A 20,073-nucleotide genomic window follows, 5' to 3' on the forward strand; every position below is an offset into this window, starting at 1 on the left:
CGGCTTCACATTCGTTTGGGGGTAACTGTGGTGGAGGAGCAGCAGACAAAACGGCCGATTTTCACGCCGATCGTACTTATTCTGCTTACATTCAGCTTAATTGGCAACGTCTTTCTATACACCAAAACACTTCAAAACGCTCAAACCGACCGCATTAAGCAAGGCACGGAAATTCTGCAGGCGGGCAATGGAGCGAAGCAGTTTTTGAGTCAAGCTGTAGCGGAAATCGACAGCCTCCTGTCTCATCAGGACATCGTCTCGCGGCTAACCGCGAAGAGCCGGCTCATTGCGGCTTACCGGCAAGCATCCGAACTTACGTTATTCGTAAACGAAGCGGAAGCCGTGAACGGGAAGCAGTTCCCGGCTGCCAAGCGCGGCGCCGCCGAATTCGTGAATCAGACGCTGGCTTCGCTGCAAGCAATCGGCAATCACGAAGGCGCGCTTTCAAGCGGGGAGACGGCTTACTTGAATGGCATTCTTCAAGTTTTCAAGGCTTGTCAGTCTGAGCTTGCATCGTTCCAGCATGATACGATCAATCAAGAACAGTCGCTGATCATTCTGGTCGACTCCGCTTGGCCCGTCACTGCAGGCAAACTGCTAGGCCTAATGAACGAGCCGGACAATCTTGTATTTCAACCCTAAGTGACCGCGGCGTGCATGTCCCAAAACAACGAAAAGAGCTCTATCTTCCACGCTTAGCTTGTGGATGGATAGGGCTCTTTCCTTGTAATCGCCTGTTGTCCGCTGTATACAGCTGCTAGTTGGCACGATTACACCAGCGCCAACGCTGTAGCGACGAGCTCGGCAGCGAGCCGTCCGCTGGAGAAGGCACGCTACGTCAGCTCGCCTTTCCCTTCACAGGCGTCGCCGCAGAAGATGAACGGCATGTTCTCGATCGGGATGGGCAGCAGCTTCACGACCTGCTGCACCGGCACGACGAAGACGAATCGGTCAAAGGTTTCCTCGTGTGTGCCTTTGTTTCAGCATGTACTTGCCATGGTCTTAACGGATGCTGGCCGCTATTTTGGCAATCCATCTCATTTTCGGCGGATAGACCTGTCAAATCGGCATTGATACATTGCGGGATATCCGCCCAATTTATTCGCATACATGCGCCATTTGCCCACGGGCGAATATCATGGTAGGAGAATGAAGGAGGTCATGTTGAGAATGGAAAAGAAAGTGTCAACTTCGCCTGTCGGCAAAGCTTCTACGGGAACGGTTACCCCGCCGCCGTCCAAGACGCCTACAGGACCTAAGCCTACGATGCCTGTCGTACCGAAGCCCGATAAGCCAGAGGTGCATCATCATCATCATCATCATGAGATAAAAAAATGGTGTCATGAGCATATGCACCGTTACGTGCTTGTGCAAACCCATGACGGCTGGTGCTGCGACGGATTCGTCGAGCATATTGACGACGAAGTCGTCTGCATCGCCGTTCCGATGTGCGGTTCCATGGATCGTGCGTTCTTCCCGGGGCAGTTCAATCAACCGTTTTACCCGTATCCGTATTTCCCGCGCAGACGCTTCTACCGGCAGGTATTCCCGCTTGCTGCGCTTGTTGCCTTATCGCTGCTGCCGTTTTATTGATCCGAGGCCGCCGTATTCGGCACAGCCGACTTAACAAATCAGCGTGCATAGAGGTGCGCTGGTTTGTTAAGGCATTCGACATTGGACTTGCTCGGATTTTTTCGCTATGATGGAATCTAGATGATTATTCACAGGTGAGGAGGAGCAGGGGAATGGATTGTATTTTCTGTAAAATCATTGAAGGCAGCATTCCTTCGAAGAAAGTATTCGAGAATGACCGTATCGTTGCGTTCCACGACATTCAGCCTGCGGCGCCTGTACATATTCTAATTATCCCGAAGAAACATATTCCTACGATGAATGATGTGACGGACGAGGATGACAGCGTTATGGCGGAATTGTTCGCAGTTGCCCGTCAGATCGCCAAGGATTTGGGCATAGCAGAGTCCGGCTACAGGCTGGTTAATAACGTGAACAGCGACGGCGGACAAGTTGTTTATCACCTGCATATTCATCTGCTCGGCGGCACCAAATTGAATGGTCTTGGCTAGATACGAAAAATAGCTTGTCCTTTCAAGTTGACACTGCCTTTCTTTATCAACTATAATTAAATTTGATGAACCGTGTTAACTTTTCTTGGACGGTCTGATTCGGAGGGAGGGAAAACTGGTGTCTGAAACAAAAGTTCGCAAAAACGAGACAATCGATGCTGCACTCCGCCGCTTCAAACGTACCATCGCAAAAGATGGCGTATTGGCCGAGGTGAAGAAACGTAAGCATTATGAGAAGCCTAGTGTGAAGCGTAAGTTGAAGTCCGAGGCTGCGCGCAAGAGAAAGTTTTAGGAGGATCCTTCCACAATGAACCTTAGCGAACGATTGAACGACGATATGAAGCAGGCGATGAAGAGTCAGGAAAAGTTCAAGCTCACGACGATTCGGATGATTCGTTCGTCCATTAAGAATCAAGAAATCGACTTGAAACGGCCGCTCGAAGACGCCGAAGTGCTTGATATCCTTAGTCGGGAGATCAAACAACGTAAAGATTCCCTCCAAGAATTTGAGAAAGCCGGCCGCGATGATCTTGCGAAAGATGTCGCAGCAGAAATTGAAATTATTAGTGTATACCTGCCTCAGCAGCTGACCGAAGAAGAGATCAAGTTGATTGTTCAGCAGACCATCCAGGAAACCGGTGCTTCTTCGAAAGCCGAGATGGGGAAAGTCATGAGCGCACTTTTGCCTAAAACAAAAGGGCGGGCTGATGGTAAACTAGTAAACACATTTGTGCAGCAATTTCTGCAATAACATAGGCTGACAGCCAAACACTCCCCAGCCGGGGAGTGTTTTTTCGTATAGGTGCGCCCATCGAAGACCTATTGACACATCCTAACAGAGTAGGTGACAATTAGGTTCAATCTACAGAAACGAGGCTTTACCCTCATGCTGCATAATTGGAAGAAAATTCTATTGTTGGCGGTTCCTTCCTTGGTCTCCTTCGCCAGCGCTACGGTTGTCGGCACGATTAATTTGATTATTGTCGGTCAGCTCGGCTCATTGATTATCGCGATCGTCGGCGTATCCAATATTATTATGTACAATGCGTTCGCGATCTTCTCCGGCATTGGTCATACGGTTAACTACCTGGTTGCGCAAAACTACGGTGCCGGTGATATGAAACGGGGCATTCAGCGAACCTATATCGCGATGTACATGTGTATCGTGTTCGCGCTTCTGATTGCGTTTGTCGGATGGATCGGAGCGGACGATGTCCTTAGATGGACCGGGGGTTCGGCGAACCTTGTACATACGGGAACCTTCTACTTGGAACTTCGGTTCTACGCGATGTCGTTCGGTATCATTAATTTTGCGTTCCACGGCTTTCTTCGCGGCATCGGCGCCACGAAGATGTCGATGATCGTCTCGTTGATGGCGAATATTCCGATTCTCGTACTGACTTATCTGCTCACCTATGGGGAATTGGGCCTGCCGAAGCTCGGTTTAACCGGTGCTGGGATCGCCGTGCTGATCGGCGAAGGCTCGCAGACGCTTGTGTGCGCCTTTATATTCTTCGTCCTGCTGAACAAGAAATTCCAAACCCGCAAATACATGACTCTCGCCTTCCAATGGGTCGAGATGAAGCTCATTATGCTCGAAAGCGGCAAGCTTGGCGTTCAGGAATTCTCGCTTAGTCTCTCTATGTATATCTTCACGGCATTCGTAGCTCGGCTCGGCGATCAGGCGCTTGCAGCCAACGAAGTCGCGCTCAGCATCATGTCCTTCGGCTTTATGCCTGCTTTTGCATTCGGCTCCACCGCTACCATTCTTGTCGGTCAGTACGTCGGCAAAGGAACACCCCTGCTCGGACGTCGAGTCGGGACGGATACGGCGATTCTGGGTTCGATCTTTCTTATCCTACTGGGAACGGTGGAATTTATTTTTGCCAATGAAATAACGCATTTGTATACGAGCGATGCCAAGGTGTATGAGCTTGCTGCCTATTTGATCAAAACCTCCGCGTTTTTACAGATTTTCGACGGGCTGCTTAACTTCTACGCAGGCGGACTTCGCGGCATTGGCGATACGACTTTTCTGCTGCGGATATCGTTTGCCGTCAGCTGGTTTTTGTTTGTTCCGCTCGCCTATTTGTTCATCTTCGTCTTTCATTGGGGCAGTATGGGAGCATGGCTCTCCCTGTATGCCTTCCTGATGGTGTTCGGGATATCGATAATGATCCGCTTCTACCGGACGGATTGGACGGCCGTGCGATTGAAAGAGGGGTCCCATTCCTGACGAAACGTTTTCAAGTGCAGTACGTACATGATGATTAGGCATGATGGCTTGTTGAATCGTACAAAGGAGGGGCTAAAGTGCAGCGAATCCATCCGTGGACAATCAAGTGGCTGCTGCCGGTTGTTATTCTGTTGAGCGTTCTGCTGACAGGCGCTTCCGCTGCGGCAGCGGACAGCGACGCTTCTGACACGGCGGCAGGCGCCGCGATTTACGTGATCAAAGCGGAAAATACGGTGGAGCCCGGATTGTACCAGCATTTGAAGCGGGCCTATAAGGAAGCGGAAGAGGCGAAGGCAAGCCGCGTGCTGCTGGTATTGAATACGCTCGGCGGCCGCTTGGACAGCGCGCTCGAGATCGGCGAGCTGATCCGGAGCAGCAAGGTGCCGACAACTGCTTTCATCGAGGGAAAAGCGGTATCTGCTGGCACGTATATCGCGCTTAACGCGCAGCAAATCGTCATGCAGCCAGGCAGCACGATCGGGGCTGCCGCCGTCGTGGATGAAAGCGGAACGCTCATTACGAATCCCAAGACGATTTCGTTCTGGACGGGGGAGATGAAGGCCGCAGCGCAGCTGAACCATCGTAACCCTGACTTGGCGGCCGCAATGGTGAATCCAGCCTTGACGCTGGACTTGAAGGAGCTCGGCCGTACGAAGGCGAAGGGGGACATTTTAACGTTGTCCGATCAAGAAGCGGTAAAGGTCGGCTATGCCGAATCTACGGCTTCGACGGTGGAGGACGCGATTAATGGCCTGAAGCTTTCCCAGCCCTTGATTGTGAATTACGAGGAGAGCGCGCTCGTGAAGATTGGTCAATTTCTGACACTTCCAATCGTGATGACGCTGCTGCTGATCATCGGAATCGCGGGTGTCGCCATTGAATTCATGATTCCGGGCTTTGGCGCGCCGGGAATTATCGGCCTGTGCGCGTTCGTGCTCTATTTCTTCGGCCATTACGTGGCCGGATTCGCTGGGTTCGAGGATGTAATCTTATTTATCGTCGGACTGCTGCTGCTCGTCTCGGAGTTTTTTATTCCAAGCTTCGGAATTTTGGGAATACTTGGATCTATATCACTCGTGTCCAGCGTCCTGCTGGCAGCTCCGAATCCCAAATCTGCGCTGCTGTCGCTCGTTGCAGCCGTACTGATCGCCGGCGTAATCGTTTATCTCGTGGCCAAACGGTTTGCGCATAAGGGGATTTGGAACAAGTTCATTCTTCGTGACCAGCTGACGACAGCCGAAGGCTACGTATCGTCGGCGAACAAATCTGCATACCTCGGCATGCGCGGCATCGCGATCACGACACTGCGGCCGGCGGGAACGGCGCGGATCGGGGATGCTCGCGTCGACGTGGTTACGCTTGGCGAGTTCCTCGCTGCCGGTACCGACATCGTCGTTGTTAAAGTAGAGGGTACTCGCGTCGTCGTTCAACAACGAAGCGAAATTAATTAAACTATTTTGGAGGGATGAACGTGACGCTTGATCCGACTGTAACCATCATTATTATCGTCGTGCTCGCAGTAATTGCCATTTCCGTGTTTCTCAGCTTCTTCCCCATTATGCTCTGGATCTCCGCGCTTGCTTCCGGCGTTCGCGTCGGCATCATTACGCTGGTCGCTATGCGGCTGCGCCGCGTCGTTCCGAGCCGGATCGTCAACCCGCTTATCAAGGCAACCAAAGCAGGCCTTGGCCTGACGATTAATCAATTGGAAAGCCATTTCCTTGCCGGCGGTAACGTCGACCGTGTCGTTAACTCGCTGATTGCTGCGCAGCGGGCGAATATCGAGCTTGAATTCGAACGAGCGGCTGCGATCGATCTTGCCGGCCGCGATGTGCTCCAAGCCGTTCAAATGAGCGTTAACCCGCGCGTCATCGAAACGCCGATCGTTGCGGCCGTAGCGAAGAACGGTATCGAAGTAAAGGTTAAAGCGCGCGTAACGGTTCGCGCGAATATTGATCGTCTCGTGGGGGGAGCCGGCGAAGAAACCATTATCGCACGTGTCGGCGAGGGGATCGTTACGACGGTCGGTTCCTCGGAATCACATAAAGACGTCCTAGAGAATCCTGACCTGATTTCCCGTACGGTGCTTGGCAAAGGATTGGATGCCGGTACGGCCTTCGAAATTCTCTCTATCGACATCGCGGACGTCGATGTCGGCAAGAACATCGGCGCGCACCTGCAAACGGAACAAGCGGAAGCAGATAAACGGATTGCGCAGGCGAAAGCCGAGGAGCGCCGCGCGATGGCTGTCGCGCAGGAGCAGGAGATGAAAGCCCGTGTCGTGGAGATGCGAGCGCTCGTCGTAGAATCGGAATCGCAAGTCCCGCTTGCCATGGCGGAAGCACTGAAGCAGGGTAAAATCGGCGTGCTTGACTACATGAATTTCAAGAATATTGAAGCGGACACCAGTATGCGCAATTCCATCGGCAAACCCGACGGATCCGATAAAGAAGAGCGTTAATCTGCAATCCGCCTTCATACGGGATGATCTTCGAACGGAGGTGCGTGCATGCAAGATCTCATCAAACTGTTGTTTTCAAATATCTATGTCGTAATCGTCATAATTGGCTTCTTGCTCACGCTGTTCAATCGAGCGAGAGGCAGGCAGAATCAAAACAACCGGATGCCTCCCTTCGGGGGCGGCACGACCTCTCGGCCTGCAGGCGAACGGCAGCAGCAAGCGGAACGGCCTGTTAGCCGGCCAGCTGCCGTGCCGTCACCGCAGCGCGCAGCTCAGCGGCGTGTGGAGCCGCAGTCCGCACTGCAGCCTGTGCAAACAACCAGCGGCAGCTCGCTCTACACGACGCAGCTAAAGCCGTCCGGCGAAGGCGTGAGCCTCGAGTTCGCGGGAAGGGATACGCTGGCTCAGGCGCTGGAAGCCGATAGGCAGGCGCAGGCGAAGGCGAGAACTGCGCCGGCAGGAACAACCGGCGAAGCCCCGCGCCGCACGCAGGACGGTACTTTCCGCGTCCCTCAGGGCGATGAGCTTCGGCAAGCCTTCGTCATGGCAGAGGTACTTGGTGCTCCGCGCTCCAAGCGTCCGCTCCGGCGCCCATAATTGATCCCATCAACATGCTGCCCCTTACCGGGTAGCATGTTTTTTTGCGCGTTATGCCGGATTCTCGCTTTACCGTTTTCATATTTCTGGCGCGAATCGCATAGTTTGGTACAGTACGGGAAGGGGGCTTCTGCCTGCATGCGCCGCTTAAACCGCAAACTGCGTAAAATGGCTGCCGATCTGCTGGATCTGCCGCCGGATGTCGTAATGGATTTGCCCCGTCTCACGATGATCGGAGACCGTCAGCTTTACATCGAGAACCATCGCGGCGTCCTGCACTTCTCCAGCGACAAGCTTCGTCTTGCGCTTAGTAAAGGCGAGCTGGAAGTGACAGGCAGCGACCTGATTATACGGACCATATGGACCGAAGAAGTATTTGTTGAGGGACTTATCAAAAATATTGAAGTGCGAGAATGAGGGGGACGAAGGGGAATGGATGCGACTTGGATGCAGTGGCTGCGCGGGTTTGTGACGATTCGCGTTCGCGGTCAAGCTATCGAGAGGCTCGTTAACGAAGCCCTGGCGAATGGACTGCAGCTGTGGTCCATTCGCCGCGCGAAGGAAGGCGAGCTGCAGTGCAGCACCAGCTTGAACCATTTTTTCCGGCTGCGCCCGCTCTTGAAACGGACAGGCTGCCGCCTGCACGTGGAGCATAGGCAGGGATTGCCTTTCTGGCTGCAGCGCATGCGGAAGCGTGTTTTTTTTGCGGCTGGGCTCGTCCTCTTCTTTGTCGGCATGTACCTGCTCTCCTCGCTGATCTGGTCGATCGACGTGAAGGGCAACGCCAAGCTGTCCGAGGAACAAATTTTGCAAGTGGCCAAATCGGAGGGATTGTATCCTTTTCAATGGTCGTTTCGCCTGGAGGATACGGTCGTTTTGTCCAAGCGGCTGGCACAGAAGCTGCCTGGAACGGCTTGGGTGGGCGTCGAGAAGCGCGGGACGCATATAACGATCCAGGTTGTGGAGTCATCCATTCCGGAGGCCAAGCCTCCGATGAACCCGCGCCACTTGGTTGCATCGACGGACGCGGTCGTCACGAAAGTAATGGCCGAATCGGGGCGGCCGGTCGTGAAACGAAATATGCGCGTCAAGCAAGGCGATGTGCTTATATCAGGTCTGCTGGGCGACGAAACAAACAGCAAGACCGTCGTGGCCAAGGGGGTTGTGAAGGGCATCGTCTGGCACGAGTACGATATTGTTTCGCCGCTCGCGAAGCAGAGCAAAGTCTATACCGGCAATAAGAAAGTGATCTGGTACGGCGTAGCGGGTGGACGTGCGCTTCAGGTAAGCGGCTACGGCAAAAATCCGTACGCAATGTCCGAAAGCATCCGTCAAGAGGAGCAGGCTTCATGGCGGACGCTGAAGCTTCCGTTCGGCCGCATGAAAGAAACGATCATGGAGGTCCAAATCCAGCAGCAAACGGTCAGCTACGAAGAGGCCAAGGCAGAGGGAATCGAGCAGGCAAAAGCCGATCTGCTTGCCAAGGTAGGGCCGGATGCGCAGGTGCTGGCGGAAAACATTTTGCATGAAAAGACGGAGAATGGTAAAGTTTATATGAAAGTGCTTTTTGAGATGGATCAGTCCATAGCGATAGAGAGACCTTTAGTTCAAATGCAAGGGGAATGAAGCGTATTGCTGAATGAATTCAAAGTAGCCAAAATCCCGCTTGCTAACGCAGCGGAGGGACTTGCCCTGCTTGGCCCCCAGGATAAATATTTGCGCCTGGTCCAGCAGCAGTCAACAGCGGACATCATGTCTCGCGAAGCGGAAATTGCAATCTCCGGCCCCAGTGCCGAAGTTGACTCGTTGGAGCAGTTGTATACGGTACTTCAGCAGCTAGTTAGGGGCGGCTATACGCCGTCGGAACGGGATATCGTTTATGCGCTGGATCTATCACGGAGCATGCAGGCCGATCAGCTGCTTGATCTATTCAAGGCAGAAATCACGACGACGTTTCGCGGTAAGCCGATTCGGGTAAAAACGATAGGCCAGCGCCACTATGTCAAGACGATCAAACGCATGGATGTCGTATTCGGCATTGGTCCAGCCGGGACGGGCAAGACGTACCTGGCTGTCGTGCTCGCAGTTGCGGCATTGAAGGAAGGCGCAGTGAAACGGATCATTCTGACTCGCCCGGCAGTGGAAGCAGGCGAGAACCTCGGATTCCTGCCGGGCGATCTGCAGGAGAAGGTAGATCCTTACCTTCGGCCGCTCTACGATGCGCTGCATGACGTGCTTGGCCCGGATCAAACGACCAAAGCATTCGAGCGCGGACTTATCGAGGTCGCACCGTTAGCCTATATGCGGGGACGTACGCTCGAAGATGCCTTTATTATTTTGGACGAGGCACAGAACACGACGCCGGAGCAGATGAAAATGTTCCTGACAAGGCTTGGCTTCGGCTCAAAAATGGTTATCACGGGCGATGTCACGCAAATCGACCTGCCAAGAGGCAAGCGGTCCGGATTAATCGAGGCGCAGCGGATACTTCAAGGCATTCCGGAAATCGGATTTATTCTGTTTACCGAGCAGGATGTCGTTAGGCATTCGTTAGTTCAAAAAATCATTACCGCTTATAATATCGATGCGGAGAATCAAGCGAATTGAGGTTCTTCCATCGCCGCAAAACGTATTTGAACAACGCAGCATGATAGAGGAGTCCGCGCCAGCGGACGATAACGTGCCTGCCGCCAAATCGAGGCCGAAGACGGTCCGGGCGGCAGGCATGCTGTATCCAGGGTCCAGGGACGGAGTCCCTGGGGGTCTCCCCTTAGGCAAGGGGGATAGGGGGATGTAGCCAGCTTTAGGAGGAATAACAACATGGTGAATCAGCAGGCCGATCCGGAGGATACGAAGCCATTCGGATGGAGTGGATGGAAGCAAAGCGCAGCCGTTCGCTGGGTGTTGCTGCTTCTGTTTGTTCTGCTATTTTATTTCAGCTTAGCGCCGCATGTCCTTCCCAAAACGTACAACATCGAATTGGACAAAGTCAGCGACCGCAATATTGAAGCTCCTACGCAGATCAAAGACGAGAAGGCGACGCTTCAGGCGCAAGAGCTGGCGGCCGAACGGGTCGAGCCGATTTATTCCATCGTCGCGCTTCGAGGCGAGCTGCTGTTGGAGCAGATTTTCACGCGGATGGAGCAGTTGAATCAGGACGATCAAGTGACGCTAGAGAATAAAGTGTCCATTTATCGGACGGAAATTCCTCAGATGTACACCGATTACGTGGATCAGTTCGTCCGCATGAACAAAGGCAACGGCACTTACAACGACGCGTTGCTTGATGAAATGGCGTCCGTCGTCAAAGCGCAGACGTATCGCATACCTGAGGAGACGTACTACAAGCTGCCGCAATTGACGCCGGTTCAGCTCAGTGACATGCACGGCGTCGCGGTTTCCATCGTGCATAAGCTGATGGGTGACTCCCTCCGCGAGGCGGAGACGGCCCGTACGAAGGTAGCGGAGCTGGTGAACGCAAGCTCGCTTAGCGAACGCAAATCAAGGGAGATCGTTCAGGAGCTTGCGCGCTACGCCATCATGCCGAACAAATTTCTCGATAAACAGGCGACCAATGACGCGCGCGTCGCGGCGAAAGAGAATACGCCGCCGGTCGTGTTTAATCAAGGCGATGTGATCGTGCATAAAGGCGAGGTCATTTCGAAGGAAATGTACGACCGGCTGTCCGGCTTCGGATTGCTGCAGAACAAGAAGTCATACTGGCCGCAGCTGGGGTTGTTCCTGCTGTCAATCTTGTTCTTGATCGTCATCTACGGCTATCTGGAGAAAGCTTCCAATTTAAGCGGCGGAACAAGATCCAAGTACAGCAATTCGCAGGTATGCATGCTGCTGCTCATTTATCTGCTTAATATTCTGGCGATGCATATCGTCGAGCTAACGCAGACGCAGTCGATGTCTTATGTCGGTTATTTAGCTCCGGCCGCTATGGGCGCCATGCTGATCGTGCTGCTGCTCGACGTGCAGCTTGCCGTGGTCAGTTCATTCCTGTTCGCGATTATGGAGAGTGTGATCTTCAATACGGAATCCGGGCGGATTTTCGATTTTAATTACGGCTTTACGACGGCGGTGGTATCGTTCGCCGCGATTTTTGCTATTCATCGCGCTAGTCAACGTTCGACGATCTTAAAGGCCGGAATTATGGCCAGCTTGTTCGGATCAGCTTCTGTATTGGCCATTCTTCTGCTAGGAGAAATGCCGGGCAAGTCAGAGTTGATTATGACGATCACGTTTGCTTTCGCAAGCGGCTTGCTTACCGCCATTCTTGTCGTCGGCCTTATGCCGTTCTTTGAAGTCACCTTCGGCATCTTATCCGCGCTTAAGCTGGTGGAGCTGTCGAGCCCGAATCATCCGCTGCTCCGGAAGCTGCTCACGGAAACGCCGGGTACTTACCATCACAGCGTAATGGTTGGAAACCTATCCGAGGCGGCAGCGGAAGCCATCGGCGCGAACGGGCTGCTTTGCCGCGTAGGCTCCTTTTATCACGATATCGGAAAAACGAAGCGGCCTAGTTATTTTATCGAGAATCAGACAAACTATGAAAATCCGCATGATTCCATCGAGCCCAAGCTCAGCAAATCCATCATTATCGCCCATGCGCGCGATGGCGTGGAGATGCTGAAGAATCATAAGCTGCCGAAGCAGATCCGGGACATTGCGGAGCAGCATCATGGTACGACCTGCTTGAAATATTTTTATCACAAGGCGAATAAGCTGGCGGAAGAGGCGGGCACGCTGCCCGACTTCACGGAGGATGATTTCCGTTATCCGGGTCCTCGCCCGCAGTCGAAGGAAGCCGCAATCGTCGGCATTGCCGACAGCGTGGAGGCCGCCGTTCGCAGTCTGCGAAGTCCTACTGCGGAACAGGTGGAATCCATGATCCACAAAATCATTAAAGCGCGTCTGGACGACGATCAATTCGGCGAATGCGACCTGACGCTCAAGGAGCTCGAAAAAATCGCACAAACATTGAAAGAAACCGTAATCGGCGTTTTTCATTCGCGCATTGAATATCCGGAAGATGTGAAATCAAAGGAGCGGCTGGCATGAGTTTGCAATTAGATTGGAGCAATGATCAGGACAAAGTAGTTATTTCCGAAGATTTTATCGGTGTATTGGAGAAGCTTCTTCAGCTGGCCGGCGAAGCGGAAGGCTTGACGGAGGGGGAAGTGACGCTGTCCTTCGTCGATGATGAAGAGATTCATCAATTGAATCGCGATTATCGCAATATTGACCGTCCGACCGACGTGCTCTCCTTTGCCATGCAGGAAGAGACCGACGAAGAGCTGAATATCATTTATGAAGTCGACGACGAAGACGAGGCGATTCCGTTCGAAGGTATGCTGGGCGACATTATTATTTCAGCCGAGCGGGCGAAGCTGCAGAGTGAAGAGTACGGTCACTCGTTAGAGCGTGAGCTTGGATTTCTGTTCGTGCACGGATTCCTCCATCTGATCGGCTACGATCATCAGGATGAAGCAAGCGAGGCCGTCATGACGAAGAAGCAGGAAGATGTGCTTCTGCAAGCCGGCTTAACCCGTTAATGAGCAAGTTTTTGCGCAGCATGTCCTTTGCTTGGGACGGCATTCGCCGAACGGTTCAAACGCAGCGAAATATGAGAATTCATGCAGTGGCAGCGGTTATTGTCAATGCAGCTGGTTTGCTGCTCGGTTTGACTCGCATGGAATGGGTGTCTATTCTCATCGTGCAAGGGCTGGTACTAGCCGCGGAGCTTGTTAATACAGCAGTCGAGCATATCGTCGATCTAACTAGTCCCGAGCGAAATGCCTTAGCGAAATCAGCGAAGGACGCTGCAGCAGGTGCCGTGCTGATGACAGCGATTATGGCCGCAATCGTCGGTCTGATTGTATTTGGTCCGTATGTACTGCACTGAAGTAAAGGAGCAATGAGGATATGGAGAATGGATTGTTGCCGGCGCCTTATAAACAATTGATGGAACAGGCAATTGAAGCGCGGAAGCGCGCGTACGCGCCTTATTCAAATTTTCAAGTCGGCGCAGCGCTGCTGGATGCAGAAGGCGGCGTCCATCTCGGCTGCAACGTGGAGAATGCAGCCTACTCGCCCACGAACTGCGCGGAGCGAACGGCGCTGTTCCGGGCAATTGTAGACGGTCATGCAGCGCGTTCGTTCGAGGCAATCGCAGTCGTCGGCGATACGGACAAGCCGATTACGCCTTGCGGCGTTTGCCGGCAGGTGCTGGTGGAGCTCTGTTCACCGGATATGCCTGTCATCATGGGGAATATGAAAGGGGATTGGCAGCTGACAACTGTAGCGGAGCTGCTGCCTGGCGCATTTTCCTCTGATCAGCTTCATCAAGCTTAACTCGTAATACCTGGAAGGGGATAAAGTTACAACTATGAGTTCGACAACAACAGGGTCCAAAGGATCCAAAGAAAAATATCATTCGGGCTTCGTGGCGATCGTCGGAAGACCAAACGTCGGCAAATCGACGCTTATGAACGAGGTCATCGGTCAGAAAATCGCGATCATGTCAGACAAGCCGCAAACGACGCGCAACAAAATTCATGGCGTCTATACCAAAGACAATTCGCAAATTGTATTTCTGGACACGCCGGGCATTCATAAGCCAACGTCAAAGCTGGGTGATTTCATGGTGAAGTCTGCAGTCGGCACGCTCGGTGAAGTCGACGCGGCTTTGTTTCTGATCGATGCTTCGGAAGGTCTTGGCGGGGGCGACCGTTTCATTATTGAAGCGCTCAAGAAAGTGAAGACGCCAGTATTCCTTGTCATGAACAAGATCGACAAAATCGAGCCGGAAGCGCTTTTGCCGCTCATCGTGCAATATAAAGACTTGTACGATTTTGCCGAAATCGTTCCAATCTCTGCATTGCAGGGCAACAATGTCGAAACGCTGCTCCGCGTGCTCAGTACGTACCTGCCGGAAGGGCCCCAGTATTATCCAGCCGATCAAGTGACCGACCATCCGGAGCAGTTCGTGTGTGCGGAGCTCGTTCGCGAGAAAATCTTGCATCTGACCCGTGAAGAGGTGCCGCATTCCATCGCGGTGGCAATTGAGGATATGAAGGTGCAGGAGAACGGCGTTGTCTATATCGGCGCGGTCATTTATGTCGAACGGGACTCCCAAAAGGGAATCGTCATCGGCAAGCAAGGCGCACTGCTGAAGCAGGTCGGACGGGAAGCTCGGCGGGATATTGAAACACTGCTGGGCTCCCGTGTCTTCCTTGAGCTGTGGGTAAAGGTGAAGAAGGATTGGCGCAACCAGGAACGGGTCCTGAAGGACCTTGGTTTCCGCAACGATTAACGCTGCATGGGATGAGCGGCATCCGCAAATTCCTTTCTCAAGCAGAATGTCCGTAATTTGTATGGCATAGGTAATCCCCCTTCATCGCATCCTAATCCGTGAGCAACATTTCTGAGTGCGGAAAGGATGAATACGAATGCGAAATTTTTCGTGGAAGTATTTTACGCTGACCGGGGATGTAGAGGCTTTCTTGCTGTACAGGGAAATGGACGAGCAGGCCAAAGCAGAAGCTGCTGATTCGGATGAAGAGGGTGAACTTGCGGCCGAAGGTGACAGTTCTTTCTAAAGAATGGATTGTTCACGCAGTTTGGGGGAGAGGCGCATGCAGTACCGGGTAGAAGGCATCGTGATCCGAAGCATGGATTACGGAGAAGGCAACAAAATCATTACGCTTCTAACCAATACGCACGGCAAGATCGCAGTCATTGTGCGCGGAGCGAAGAAAGTGCGGAGTCGTCACGGTTCGCTGTCCCAGCTGTTTACCTACGGCGAATATCTTTTTTTCCGAAATAGCGGGCTAGGGACGCTGACGCATGGTGAGATTATCGAATCTCACCATGTTTTGCGTGAGCAGCTGGAGCTCACGGCCTATTCTTCTTACGCGGCGGAACTGGTAGACCGAGCGCTTCAAGAAGAGGATGCTGGTAGCTATATGTTCGAGCAGCTGAAAGCGTGTTTGGCTTCGTTTGCCGAAGGCAAAGATGTTATGATCACAATGCAGCTGTTTGAAATGAAGATTCTCGAAGCGGCCGGCTATGGCCCTGATTTTAACGCCTGTGTTTCTTGCGGCAATACCGTACCTCCGATGGCGCTTAGCGCTAGAGGAGGAGGTATTCTATGCAGCCGGTGCAGATACAAGGATCAGGAAGCGCTGGAGCTTAGCGATAGCGCGCTTAAGCTGCTTCGCTTATACCGGGGGTTGGATTTGCGGCGATTGGGTAATGTTCAGGTCAAGGATGATACGAAAAAGCAGCTGAAGCAGGCCATGCGTCTGCTGATGGATATGCATATTGGATTACCGCTTAAGTCGCGTTCGTTTTTGGATCAGCTGGATCGGTATTCGATTTAAACCACCAACCGATGGTCTGGAATCACCGTTTGACACGAGGCATAAGAATTGCTAAGATAAGTTATTATGAAATTGAAGCGATGATGGAGAAAGTAGTCGGATCGTCGTCTGATGAAGCGAGCCGGGGATAGTGAAAGCCCGGACAGACCCGCTCGATGAAAGGCACTCCGGAGTTTAGGCAAGCTGCAAAAGCGGGTTTTCGGCGCAGTCTCCGCAGGGATGGCATGAATCCGGAAACCAAGTAGGGTGGAACCGCGGGAGCTCAATAGCTTTCGTCCCTATGTCTGTAACCAGACGTAGGGGCGGGGGCTTTTTTTGTGCCCATATCGATACGTCTGCGCGTGCATTTGCTTACGATTGTTCCGGGGGTTAATTCAATTGAAGGAGAGAAGCAGAACATGAATTTTCAAAACATGATTTTGACGCTGCAGCAGTTCTGGGCGGAGCAAAATTGTATTCTGGTGCAGCCGTATGATACGGAGAAAGGTGCAGGTACGATGAATCCGATGACGTTCCTACGTTCGATTGGTCCAGAGCCATGGAACGTAGCTTACGTCGAACCGTCCAGGCGTCCGGCGGACGGACGTTATGGAGAGAACCCGAACCGTTTATACCAGCATCACCAGTTCCAAGTCATCTTGAAGCCGTCGCCGGATAATATTCAAGAGTTGTACCTGGAAAGCTTGAAGCGTCTTGGAATCGATCCGCTTCATCACGATATTCGCTTCGTTGAAGATAACTGGGAGTCGCCGACGCTTGGCGCGTGGGGGCTTGGTTGGGAAGTTTGGCTGAACGGCATGGAAATCACGCAGTTCACCTATTTCCAGCAGGTCGGAGGCATCGACGCGAATCCGGTTGCGGTGGAGATTACGTATGGTATGGAGCGTCTTGCTTCTTACATTCAAGAGAAAGAAAACGTGTTCGATCTGGAGTGGGTGAACGGCGTCAGCTATGGCGATGTGTTCCTGCAGCCTGAGTTCGAGCATTCCAAATATACGTTTGAAACGTCAGATACGGCAATGCTGTTCTCCCTCTTCTCCATGTATGAGGAAGAAGCGAAGAAAACGATGGACCATAAGCTTGTATTCCCGGCATATGATTACGTGCTGAAATGTTCACATACGTTCAACCTGCTGGATGCGCGCGGCGCAATCAGCGTCACGGAGCGTACAGGTTACATTATGCGCGTTCGAAACTTGGCGCGGGCATGCGCGGCTACATATTTGGAGGAGCGCGAACGCCTGGGCTTCCCGCTGCTGAAGAAAGGAGTGATCGACAATGGCTAAGGATCTTCTGCTTGAAATCGGACTTGAAGAGGTCCCGGCGCGATTCGTGCGCGGTGCGATGAATCAATTGAAAGAGAAGACGGCCAAATGGCTGGAAGCCAGCCGAATCGGCCACGGTGTAATCGAGGCTTACGCAACGCCTCGCCGCATTGCCGTTCTCGTTCGTGGTGTAGAAGAGAAGCAGGCGGACGTGAGCGAGGAAGTGAAAGGTCCTTCCCGCAAAATCGCGCTAAGCGAGCAAGGCGAGTGGAGTAAAGCGGCACTTGGCTTCGCAAGAAGCCAAGGCGTGGAGCCTTCCGAATTCTTCTTCAAAGAAGTCGCCGGCGTCGAGTATGTATTTGCTAACAAATCCAGCATCGGTACGGTGACAAGCGATGTGCTCCCAGACGGCCTGACCTCGCTCATTACATCAATGTCTTTTCCGAAAAACATGCGCTGGGGCAATTACGATCTGAAGTTCGTTCGCCCGATCCGTTGGTTAGTCGCGTTATTCGGGGATACGGTCATTCCGCTTGAAATTACGGCGGTTCAAAGCGGCAGAACGACGCGCGGTCATCGCTTCCTCGGCAGCGATACAGAGATATCGGCGCCTTCTGAGTATGTATCCCGCCTCAAGGAGCAGCAGGTCATTGCGGATGCAGCCGAACGCGAAGCACTGATCGTCGAGCAGATCAACGGCCTTGCCGCCGAGAAGGGTTGGCATATCGCGATTAAAGAGGATTTGCTGGAGGAAGTCGTTTTCCTCGTTGAGTACCCGAATGTACTGTTCGGAACGTTTGATGAATCATTCCTGAATATTCCGCAGGAAGTCTTGATTACCTCGATGCGCGAGCATCAGCGGTATTTCCCGGTGCTTGACGGCAGCGGCAAGCTTCTTCCTTATTTCGTGACCGTTCGCAACGGCGATCGGACGTCCATCGAGAACGTGGCGAAAGGGAATGAGAAGGTACTGCGCGCGCGTCTGTCCGATGCGAAATTTTTCTATGGCGAAGATCAGAAGCTTGCGATCCACGACGCGCTTGCAAAGCTTGAAACGATCGTTTACCATGAAGAGCTTGGCACGGTTGCGGAGAAAGTCCGCCGGATCGTGGACACGGCTGGCAAATTGACGTCGGCGCTTATGCTTGACACGCAAACCTCGGAAGACGCTGCGCGTACGGCTGCCATTTGCAAATTCGATCTCGTGACGCAAATGGTTTATGAATTCCCTGAGCTTCAGGGCATCATGGGCGAGGATTATGCGCGTAAAGCCGGCGAACGCGAAGCGGTTGCCAAAGCAATCAATGAGCATTACCAGCCGCGTTTTGCGGGCGACCGCGCACCGGCTTCCGTCGCGGGCGCCGTTGTCAGCCTCGCGGACAAAATCGATACGATTGTCGGCTGCTTCTCCATCGGCATCATCCCGACGGGCTCGCAGGATCCGTACGCGCTTCGCCGCCAAGCGGCAGGTATCGTACAGATCGTGTTGTCGCATGGCTTGAAGCTGCCGCTTGATACGTTATTTAATCTCTCTATCGAAGTACATGCTGCGCGAGGTTTGAAACGTAATGCGGCTGATATTCGTAAAGACTTGTACGAATTTTTCGCGCTGCGCGTGAAGAACGTGCTGACCGAGCAAAGCATTCGTTATGATGTCGTCGATGCCGTTATGGCCGTTGGTTATAATGATCTGCGGCAAACGGTTGACCGTGCTGCAGCAGTAACGGGTGCGGCCGCCGGCGAACGCCGCGAAGAATTCAAGGGCGTGGTCGACGCACTTAACCGCGTGTGCAACCTTGCTTCGAAAGCTGCGTCTAATGATGTGAACGCAAGCCTGTTCGTGGAAGATGTCGAAGGCGCGCTGTACCAATCGTGGACTTCGGTGCGCGATGAAATTACTTCGCTTGTCGAGCAAGGCGCGGCAGCAGAAGCCATTTCCAAATTAGCAGGGCTGAAAACACCAATCAATGCGTACTTTGATCATGTCATGGTTATGGCGGAAGACGAGGCCGTACGGGCTAACCGTTTGGCGACACTGGCTGCGATCGCAGGCAGCGTTACGCAAGTGGCGGATTTTTCGAAGCTGGTTTGGTAATCATTTTCGGGTAGGAAAAAATGAGGTTTATCGCGCAAGCTTACGAAGTAAGTTTTGCTTCGCAAAACTTTTAGGAGGGAATAGCAATGGCAGCCGATACACAGCCTGAAGTGATTATTTACGTCGTTTCTGATTCTGCCGGCGATACTGGAGAGCTTGTCGTTCGGGCTGCCGTCGCCCAATTTCATCCAATCCATGCTGAAATTCGCCGTGCGCCTTTTATTAACGACGAAGCTTCGCTTGAGAAATATGTGCTGCAGGCGATGGAGGATGATGCGATCTTGCTGTATACGCTCGTTCTTCCCTCCCTGCGGGAACGCATGCTGGCACTGGCGTCGGAGTATGATTTGACGGCCATTGACCTGCTTGGTTCGCTTATAACAAGCCTGGAAGAGAAGACGGAACGCAAAGCGAGGCAGGAGCCTGGTTTGAACCATGTGCTTGACGAAAACTATTTCCGCAAGGTTGATGCCGTTGAATTCGCCGTGAAGTACGATGATATGCGCGACACGACAGGCATTCTACAAGCGGATATCGTTCTTGTCGGCGTCTCGCGAACGTCCAAGACGCCATTGTCCATGTATCTGGCCCATCGGCAGTTCAAAGTCGCTAACGTTCCGCTTATTCCAGAGGTAGGTCCTCCGCCGGAGCTGTTCCAGATTCCGAAAGAGAAGGTCGTCGGACTTACCATCGACGTTCGTTATTTGAACGGCATCCGCAAGGAAAGGCTGAAAGCACTCGGACTTCCCGACAGCGCGTCGTATGCCAAGACAGAGCGGATTGAGTTTGAATTGCAATACGCGGCATCGATCATGGAACGAATCGGCTGTCTTGTTATCGATGTTTCGCATAAAGCGGTGGAAGAAACGGCAAGCCTCATCATGGAGCATATTGAATCCGTATGACAGGGGTTCAAGCAGGATTTTTTAGATATTTGCCGTATAT

General features: G+C 52.8%; 22 protein-coding genes. All 22 read left to right on the forward strand.

All coding sequences use genetic code 11. The features are described from left to right. The first annotated feature begins 30 nt into the window (after positions 1-30). The 22 genes from KXU80_RS00035 to KXU80_RS00140 all read left to right on the forward strand — a co-directional run bounded on the left by KXU80_RS00035 (position 31) and on the right by KXU80_RS00140 (position 20,033). Positions 31-642, forward strand: a complete 612-nt coding sequence (locus KXU80_RS00035; RefSeq protein ID WP_219836296.1) for a hypothetical protein — start codon at positions 31-33, stop codon at positions 640-642. 528 nt (positions 643-1,170) lie between these two features. Beyond that, entirely contained in the window at positions 1,171-1,593 is a 423-nt protein-coding gene (locus tag KXU80_RS28250; RefSeq protein ID WP_308858140.1) for a hypothetical protein, read from the forward strand. Positions 1,594-1,745: 152 nt separating this feature from the next. Next, positions 1,746-2,084 carry a histidine triad nucleotide-binding protein gene (locus KXU80_RS00045; protein WP_219836297.1) on the forward strand — a complete coding sequence of 113 codons (339 nt, stop codon included), beginning with the start codon at positions 1,746-1,748 and terminating at the stop codon, positions 2,082-2,084. Positions 2,085-2,202: 118 nt separating this feature from the next. Further along, complete coding sequence (gene rpsU, locus KXU80_RS00050; RefSeq protein WP_090573672.1) at positions 2,203-2,376, forward strand: 30S ribosomal protein S21; 174 nt, start codon at positions 2,203-2,205, stop codon at positions 2,374-2,376. A 15-nt stretch (positions 2,377-2,391) separates the two neighbouring features. After that, positions 2,392-2,835, forward strand: coding sequence for a GatB/YqeY domain-containing protein (locus KXU80_RS00055; RefSeq protein WP_219836298.1), 444 nt, complete (start codon positions 2,392-2,394; stop codon positions 2,833-2,835). 135 nt (positions 2,836-2,970) lie between these two features. Next, positions 2,971-4,320 carry an MATE family efflux transporter gene (locus KXU80_RS00060; protein WP_219836299.1) on the forward strand — a complete coding sequence of 450 codons (1,350 nt, stop codon included), beginning with the start codon at positions 2,971-2,973 and terminating at the stop codon, positions 4,318-4,320. Between the two features lie 77 nt (positions 4,321-4,397). Next, complete coding sequence (locus tag KXU80_RS00065; protein WP_258171184.1) at positions 4,398-5,771, forward strand: NfeD family protein; 1,374 nt, start codon at positions 4,398-4,400, stop codon at positions 5,769-5,771. Between the two features lie 20 nt (positions 5,772-5,791). After that, positions 5,792-6,781: a flotillin-like protein FloA gene (gene floA, locus KXU80_RS00070; RefSeq protein WP_258171185.1), complete on the forward strand. Its 990-nt coding sequence runs from the start codon at positions 5,792-5,794 to the stop codon at positions 6,779-6,781. A 48-nt stretch (positions 6,782-6,829) separates the two neighbouring features. Beyond that, positions 6,830-7,378 (forward strand): hypothetical protein, encoded by a 549-nt coding sequence (locus KXU80_RS00075; protein ID WP_219836301.1) that lies wholly within the window; start codon positions 6,830-6,832, stop codon positions 7,376-7,378. A gap of 138 nt (positions 7,379-7,516) precedes the next feature. Next, on the forward strand, positions 7,517-7,795 hold the full coding sequence (gene yqfC / locus KXU80_RS00080) for a sporulation protein YqfC (RefSeq protein WP_219836302.1): 279 nt from the start codon (positions 7,517-7,519) through the stop codon (positions 7,793-7,795). A 15-nt stretch (positions 7,796-7,810) separates the two neighbouring features. Beyond that, positions 7,811-9,004 carry a sporulation protein YqfD gene (gene yqfD / locus KXU80_RS00085; RefSeq protein WP_219836303.1) on the forward strand — a complete coding sequence of 398 codons (1,194 nt, stop codon included), beginning with the start codon at positions 7,811-7,813 and terminating at the stop codon, positions 9,002-9,004. A gap of 6 nt (positions 9,005-9,010) precedes the next feature. Next, the gene (locus KXU80_RS00090; RefSeq protein WP_374987732.1) at positions 9,011-9,985 is read left to right on the forward strand and encodes a PhoH family protein; all 975 of its coding nucleotides are present in this window, start codon (positions 9,011-9,013) and stop codon (positions 9,983-9,985) included. 213 nt (positions 9,986-10,198) lie between these two features. After that, a complete protein-coding gene (locus KXU80_RS00095; RefSeq protein WP_219836304.1) occupies positions 10,199-12,445 on the forward strand; it encodes an HD family phosphohydrolase in 2,247 nt (748 codons plus the stop codon). After that, a complete protein-coding gene (gene ybeY, locus KXU80_RS00100; protein WP_219836305.1) occupies positions 12,442-12,939 on the forward strand; it encodes an rRNA maturation RNase YbeY in 498 nt (165 codons plus the stop codon). The genes KXU80_RS00095 and ybeY overlap by 4 nt, the downstream gene beginning before the upstream one ends. Beyond that, positions 12,939-13,289, forward strand: a complete 351-nt coding sequence (locus KXU80_RS00105; RefSeq protein ID WP_219836306.1) for a diacylglycerol kinase family protein — start codon at positions 12,939-12,941, stop codon at positions 13,287-13,289. The genes ybeY and KXU80_RS00105 overlap by 1 nt, the downstream gene beginning before the upstream one ends. 20 nt (positions 13,290-13,309) lie before the next feature. Further along, complete coding sequence (gene cdd / locus KXU80_RS00110; RefSeq protein ID WP_219836307.1) at positions 13,310-13,738, forward strand: cytidine deaminase; 429 nt, start codon at positions 13,310-13,312, stop codon at positions 13,736-13,738. Between the two features lie 34 nt (positions 13,739-13,772). After that, positions 13,773-14,699: a GTPase Era gene (gene era, locus KXU80_RS00115; RefSeq protein WP_219836308.1), complete on the forward strand. Its 927-nt coding sequence runs from the start codon at positions 13,773-13,775 to the stop codon at positions 14,697-14,699. A 136-nt stretch (positions 14,700-14,835) separates the two neighbouring features. Further along, complete coding sequence (locus KXU80_RS00120) at positions 14,836-14,985, forward strand: YqzL family protein (protein WP_219836309.1); 150 nt, start codon at positions 14,836-14,838, stop codon at positions 14,983-14,985. 36 nt (positions 14,986-15,021) lie between these two features. After that, positions 15,022-15,768, forward strand: a complete 747-nt coding sequence (recO, locus tag KXU80_RS00125) for a DNA repair protein RecO (protein WP_219836310.1) — start codon at positions 15,022-15,024, stop codon at positions 15,766-15,768. Positions 15,769-16,166: 398 nt separating this feature from the next. Beyond that, complete coding sequence (gene glyQ / locus KXU80_RS00130) at positions 16,167-17,054, forward strand: glycine--tRNA ligase subunit alpha (protein ID WP_219836311.1); 888 nt, start codon at positions 16,167-16,169, stop codon at positions 17,052-17,054. Beyond that, the gene (glyS, locus tag KXU80_RS00135; RefSeq protein ID WP_219836312.1) at positions 17,047-19,128 is read left to right on the forward strand and encodes a glycine--tRNA ligase subunit beta; all 2,082 of its coding nucleotides are present in this window, start codon (positions 17,047-17,049) and stop codon (positions 19,126-19,128) included. The genes glyQ and glyS overlap by 8 nt, the downstream gene beginning before the upstream one ends. Before the next feature lie 86 nt (positions 19,129-19,214). After that, positions 19,215-20,033 (forward strand): pyruvate, water dikinase regulatory protein, encoded by an 819-nt coding sequence (locus KXU80_RS00140; protein ID WP_219836313.1) that lies wholly within the window; start codon positions 19,215-19,217, stop codon positions 20,031-20,033. The last annotated feature ends 40 nt before the right edge of the window (positions 20,034-20,073 follow it).

This window comes from Paenibacillus sp. R14(2021) (assembly GCF_019431355.1).
Lineage (GTDB): Bacteria > Bacillota > Bacilli > Paenibacillales > Paenibacillaceae > Paenibacillus_Z.

What these genes read in the sequence shown, in the direction of transcription:
- KXU80_RS28250 (WP_308858140.1), top strand. Translation starts at nt 1,171, where the DNA reads ATGGAAAAGAAAGTGTCAACTTCGCCTGTCGGCAAAGCTTCTACGGGA.
- KXU80_RS00045 (WP_219836297.1), top strand. Translation starts at nt 1,746, where the DNA reads ATGGATTGTATTTTCTGTAAAATCATTGAAGGCAGCATTCCTTCGAAG.
- KXU80_RS00055 (WP_219836298.1), top strand. Translation starts at nt 2,392, where the DNA reads ATGAACCTTAGCGAACGATTGAACGACGATATGAAGCAGGCGATGAAG.
- KXU80_RS00060 (WP_219836299.1), top strand. Translation starts at nt 2,971, where the DNA reads ATGCTGCATAATTGGAAGAAAATTCTATTGTTGGCGGTTCCTTCCTTG.
- KXU80_RS00075 (WP_219836301.1), top strand. Translation starts at nt 6,830, where the DNA reads ATGCAAGATCTCATCAAACTGTTGTTTTCAAATATCTATGTCGTAATC.
- yqfC (WP_219836302.1), top strand. Translation starts at nt 7,517, where the DNA reads ATGCGCCGCTTAAACCGCAAACTGCGTAAAATGGCTGCCGATCTGCTG.
- yqfD (WP_219836303.1), top strand. Translation starts at nt 7,811, where the DNA reads ATGGATGCGACTTGGATGCAGTGGCTGCGCGGGTTTGTGACGATTCGC.
- KXU80_RS00095 (WP_219836304.1), top strand. Translation starts at nt 10,199, where the DNA reads ATGGTGAATCAGCAGGCCGATCCGGAGGATACGAAGCCATTCGGATGG.
- ybeY (WP_219836305.1), top strand. Translation starts at nt 12,442, where the DNA reads ATGAGTTTGCAATTAGATTGGAGCAATGATCAGGACAAAGTAGTTATT.
- KXU80_RS00105 (WP_219836306.1), top strand. Translation starts at nt 12,939, where the DNA reads ATGAGCAAGTTTTTGCGCAGCATGTCCTTTGCTTGGGACGGCATTCGC.
- cdd (WP_219836307.1), top strand. Translation starts at nt 13,310, where the DNA reads ATGGAGAATGGATTGTTGCCGGCGCCTTATAAACAATTGATGGAACAG.
- era (WP_219836308.1), top strand. Translation starts at nt 13,773, where the DNA reads ATGAGTTCGACAACAACAGGGTCCAAAGGATCCAAAGAAAAATATCAT.
- KXU80_RS00120 (WP_219836309.1), top strand. Translation starts at nt 14,836, where the DNA reads ATGCGAAATTTTTCGTGGAAGTATTTTACGCTGACCGGGGATGTAGAG.
- recO (WP_219836310.1), top strand. Translation starts at nt 15,022, where the DNA reads ATGCAGTACCGGGTAGAAGGCATCGTGATCCGAAGCATGGATTACGGA.
- glyQ (WP_219836311.1), top strand. Translation starts at nt 16,167, where the DNA reads ATGAATTTTCAAAACATGATTTTGACGCTGCAGCAGTTCTGGGCGGAG.
- glyS (WP_219836312.1), top strand. Translation starts at nt 17,047, where the DNA reads ATGGCTAAGGATCTTCTGCTTGAAATCGGACTTGAAGAGGTCCCGGCG.
- KXU80_RS00140 (WP_219836313.1), top strand. Translation starts at nt 19,215, where the DNA reads ATGGCAGCCGATACACAGCCTGAAGTGATTATTTACGTCGTTTCTGAT.